The 4,569-nt window shown below is 65.2% G+C and carries 5 protein-coding genes; all 5 read right to left on the bottom strand.

The features are described from left to right. Window positions 1-656 (bottom strand): DNA translocase FtsK 4TM domain-containing protein (locus LJE61_RS07515; RefSeq protein WP_296917932.1); only part of this gene is annotated, 656 nt, incomplete at its 3' end. A 241-nt stretch (window positions 657-897) separates the two neighbouring features. Further along, the gene (locus LJE61_RS07510; RefSeq protein WP_296914928.1) at window positions 898-2,382 is read right to left on the bottom strand and encodes a Ni/Fe hydrogenase subunit alpha; all 1,485 of its coding nucleotides are present in this window, start codon (window positions 2,380-2,382) and stop codon (window positions 898-900) included. Between the two features lie 113 nt (window positions 2,383-2,495). Continuing rightward, the gene (locus LJE61_RS07505) at window positions 2,496-3,035 is read right to left on the bottom strand and encodes an NADH-quinone oxidoreductase subunit B family protein (protein WP_296914925.1); all 540 of its coding nucleotides are present in this window, start codon (window positions 3,033-3,035) and stop codon (window positions 2,496-2,498) included. Next, entirely contained in the window at window positions 3,035-3,754 is a 720-nt protein-coding gene (locus tag LJE61_RS07500; RefSeq protein WP_296914922.1) for a 2Fe-2S iron-sulfur cluster-binding protein, read from the bottom strand. The genes LJE61_RS07505 and LJE61_RS07500 overlap by 1 nt, the downstream gene beginning before the upstream one ends. Next, on the bottom strand, window positions 3,751-4,569 hold an 819-nt coding region (locus LJE61_RS07495; protein WP_296917930.1), incomplete at its 5' end, for an NADH-ubiquinone oxidoreductase-F iron-sulfur binding region domain-containing protein. The genes LJE61_RS07500 and LJE61_RS07495, both read right to left, overlap by 4 nt.

The following is a 4,569-nucleotide window of genomic DNA, read 5'->3' as shown; positions in this document are numbered from 1 at the left end:
GAGTGACCGCCGAAGCGCGCAAGGCTCGCCAGGCGCCCCGCCCCACTTTGCGCCAGCTGGGCAGCCTGCAAGACAGCGCCGCCCGTACCTTCCAGCAACCGTATCCAGGATATCCCCGAGAAGAGCGTGAAGCCGACCAATAGGGCGCCGGCGAGCAGCAAATCGGTTCCCGCCGGATTGAAGGTTGCAAGCATCCTGTCACTGACCAGCAGCCCCAGTCCTCCGCCGGCGCCATTCGGCAAATGGCCCCCAAGTGCCGCGAGGTGAATCGCGGCATACCCGCATCCGGCGGCAATGGTGACCAGGAAACCGACCCAACGCAGCGCGAGCAACCAGGCCCTGATCGCCGGCTCTTCGCCCCGGCCGCGAAAGACCAGCCAGGCACTCCAGCCGACCATGACCGGGAGCAGATAGGCGAAAAACCCGAACAGGAAGAGCGTGACATCCGCGAACCAGGCCCCGGCGCGACCGCCGGCGTTCGTCACTTGAGCGGCATCGCCTACATAGGACCAGCCAGGGTCCTCGGGCGAATAGCTGCCGAGGGCGAGGACCAGATAGATGGCCACGAACATGAGTGTCCACATGGCCCCCTCGCGAAGCGCCCGCTCCACGTAGTCGCTGAACGTCAACTGGCCGTGTCGTGTCGCCTGTACCATGCATCTCTCCGGTTTTTAACGCCCTATTATAACCTTAGTCGTGGTTCTTAGGGCAGTTTCGATGCGTGGACGGGCGTTTGCAATCGGGTCGCCCGGATCGAAACCCGCGCGAGGGGATCAGGATGCCCTCCGGGGGAGGTCGCTGTCGGCTCGGTGATCGCCGCCCGGGCGTCGCCCCGGCGCGTGCTCAGGAGGTTCACAAACCCGCGGCCACGGGGCGACTTGGCCGGGCCCGGAGCGCTCAGCGATCGATCAAGCCGTCGGCGTGCCGCCGGATGGCCGCGACGCGTCGACCCTCGGCATCGAGGAGCTCCAGCTCCAGAGGCATCTTACCCAAAGCGTGTGTCGCGCAGGAGAGGCAGGGGTCATAGGCACGGATCGCCACCTCGATCCGGTTAAGCAGGGGCTCGGAGAGCTCATGTCCGTCGAGATCGTCGGCCGCGACCCGGCGGATCGCTTCGTTCATCGCCTGGTTGTTGTTGGTGGTGGAGACGATCAGGTTGGCACGGGTCACGAGTCCGTCCGGATCGACCTCGTAGTGGTGGAATAGCGTGCCACGCGGGGCCTCCACGACCCCGATGCCCAGGCTGCCCAGATCCCCCTCGAGACGAAGATCCGTGCCCTGGAGATCGGGATCGGCGAGCAGCTCACGGATCGCTTCCGTGCAATGCAGGAGCTCGATCAGACGCGCCCAATGGGTGGTCAGTGCCGCCTGCAGAGGACGCCCCTCGCCGGCCGCCGCGAAGTCCTGACGCTCTTGCTCGGCCAGAGGGGTGGTGAAGCGGTCGCAGTTGTTGACGCGAGCGAGCGGGCCGACGCGATACCAGCCGTGCTCAGGGCCAAGCGCGGCGATGAAGGGAAACTTCATGTAGCTCCAGGGCTTGATCTCTTCGCGCAGCAGCTCGGCGTAGCCCTGAGCGTCCGCGTGATCGAAGATGGCCCCGCCTTGCGGATCGCGCGCGCGCAGGCCACCGTCGTAGATCTCGAAGGCGCCGTCGGCGGCGACGAGACTCAAGGTGTTGGCATCGACGCTGGCGAAGCGGTAGTGAGACTCCGGGCTCGTCAGGATCATGCGCTTGATGAGCTGAACCGCCTGCTCGGCCCAGGCGACGATCCGATCGATGTCGGCCAGGAGGAGATCACGCTCCTCCGTGCTGACGTTCTTGTTGACACCGCCGGGCAGCGCGCCCGTACCATGTACACGCTTGCCCGAGGTGATGCGGATCACCTCTTGGCCGTATTTGCGCAGCAGGATGCCCTGCCTGGCGATTTCGGGATGGTCCTGAATGACACCGACGATGTTGCGGTGGGCGACCGCATCGTCGACGCCAAACAGCAGATCCGGCGAGGACAGGTGAAAGAAATGCAGCGCATGAGATTGCAGGGTCTGTCCCAGGTGCATCAGCCGGCGGACCTTCTCGGCCGTCGGCGTGAGACGAGCGACACCGATCAGCCGGTCACAGGCCTTGGCGGCAGCCAGATGGTGACTGACCGGACAGATCCCGCAGAGACGTTGCACCACGACCGGCAGCTCCCAATAGGGGCGGCCCTGGATGAACTTTTCGAACCCACGAAACTCGACGATGTGCAACCGCGCCTGCTTGACGTGGTTGTCCTCGTCAAGGAGCAGGGTCACCTTCCCGTGGCCTTCGACGCGGGTCAGGGGCTCGATGCAGACCCGCCTGAGGGTCTCGGGATGCCGGGCGGTCTCTAGCTGTGTGGTCATTGATTAGACCTCCATGGTTGGATTCCCGAGAAACTCCGGTCAAATCACCGCTGGATGGGCCGACAGTCCGATGCCTGAGACGACAGCACGGCGTCGAGCGACCCATCCGGTTGTCAGTCGTAATGGAGCTGGTCATAGGGAAGCCGGATCGGCTTTCCTTCCAACAGCTCGTTCAGGAAGGTCCAGATGGCATCCGCAGACGGCGGACAGCCGGGCAGGAAGTGATCGATCTCGACCACCTCGTGGACCGGATGGACCTGGTTGAGGAGCAGCGGGATCTCGGGGTCGTTCGGGATGCCCGGGTTGTGCACACCGATGCCGTCGCAGTAGGACTCCCGAAGGCAGTCGGCGAGCCTGAACTGGTTGCGCATGGCGGGGACACCGCCATTGACGGCGCAGGCACCAAAGGCGACCAGGACCTTGCAGCGACGACGGAACTCGCGCAGCACCTCGACGTTCTCGGCATTGGCGACCCCTCCTTCGATGAGGCCCAGGTCGCAGTCGCCGAGCCTCTTGATGTCGGTCAACGGCGTCCGATCGAAGGTCACCAGACCGACCAGATCCAGGATGCGCTCGTCGATGTCCAACAGCGACATGTGACAGCCGAAGCAGCCGCAGAGAGACACGGTCGCGATGCGCGGCTTGTCGGACATCAGGCCACCTCCTCCTCGTGGGCGCGCACATCGCCGACGACGCTGATGGGCTCGCGGTCATAGAGGCGCGCGCCGATCGGGGTCTCGTAGCCGCGGTGCTTGGGCAGGATCGCGCCGGTCGGACAGACGTGGGCGGCCTTGTCCCCAGCCGCGAAGCTGGAGTCCCCAAGCCTGCCGCTCGGTGAGTCGATCGCCAGGTGGCTGTCCAGTCCGCGCCCACTGATCGCAAAGACGCGCTTGCCGTCCTGGTCACGGCTCGCCCGCACGCAGAGCTCGCACAGGATGCAGCGGTTGAAATCGATGATGAAATCCGGATGAGAGGCATCCACCGACCGGTGCGGGAAGAAGTGGGTGAAGTGGGGCGCCAGCATCCCGGTGTAGTAGGCGACGGCCTGGAGCTGGCAGGCCCCGCTCTTCTCGCAGGCCGGACAGACGTGATTGCCTTCGACGAAGAGCATCTGGAGGATGGCACGACGCGTCGCCTGGATGGCCTCGGAGTCGCTCTCGACCTCCAGACCCTCGCTGGCCGGGGCGGTGCAGGCCGAGACCTGACGCCCCCCGATCGCGACGAGACACACCCGGCAACTGCCATGAGGCGCAAACTCCGGGTTGTGGCAGAGGTGAGGGATATAGCCGCCTGCGGCGAGCACCGCGTCCATGATGGTCTGGCCCGCCTCGAACGGGATCTCCCGGCCGTCGAGCCTAAAGGTCTTGCTCATGTTCCCTCCCCCAGCGGCTCTTGGATGTGCGCCCCGGCGTCGTCACGGCCGGTCACCCCGCGGGCCTCTGAGAGCGCCGCGTCGAGCTCGAACGACGGGGTGTGGGACTGACTGGCCAGACGTCGGCGATAGATCTGCGGAAACTTCTCCAGTGTATTGAGGACGTGGTTGGGAGCAGTATGCCCCAATCCGCAATAGCTCGCCTGGCGCATCACCGACCCGATGTGGCGCAGCTCGCTGAGGTCATACTCTGAGCCCTGACCGGCCGCGACCTTCTCGACCAGGTTGCGCAGCAGCGTGCCTCCAACGCGACAGGGGGTGCAGAAGCCGCAGCTCTCCTCTGCAAAGAAGGCAGCAAAGTTCCGGACCATGTCGAGCAGGTCGCGGCTCTGGTCGAAGACCATGAACGACCCGGCGGTGGGCAGATCCTCGAAGGCAATGATGCGGTCGAAGTCCGGGCGGGCCAGGGTCGCGCCCGCGGCACCGGAGATCTGAACCGCCTGGGTACTCTCGGCCCCGCAATCCGCGAGAACCTGATGGACCGGGGTTCCGAAGGGGTATTCATAGATGCCCGGGCGCGCGCAATCCCCGCTGACCGACAGGATCTTGCTTCCGGCCGACTGATCCGTCCCCTCCCCGCGAAACCAGTATCCGCCCCATTGGACGACGCGCGCGGCAGCAAGAAAGGTCTCGACGTTGTTGACGACGGTCGGTTGATCGCGAAACCCGCTGGTGACCGGGAAAGGCGGACGTTTCCGGGTGACCCCGCGTTTGCCCTCAAGCGACTCGATCAGGGCCGATTCCTCACCACAGAT

This window comes from Thiocapsa sp. (genome assembly GCF_022340925.1).
Taxonomy (GTDB): domain Bacteria; phylum Pseudomonadota; class Gammaproteobacteria; order Chromatiales; family Chromatiaceae; genus Thiocapsa.
The sequence above is the reverse complement of the archived record's forward strand: the minus strand, read 5'-3'. Positions and strand labels throughout refer to the sequence as shown.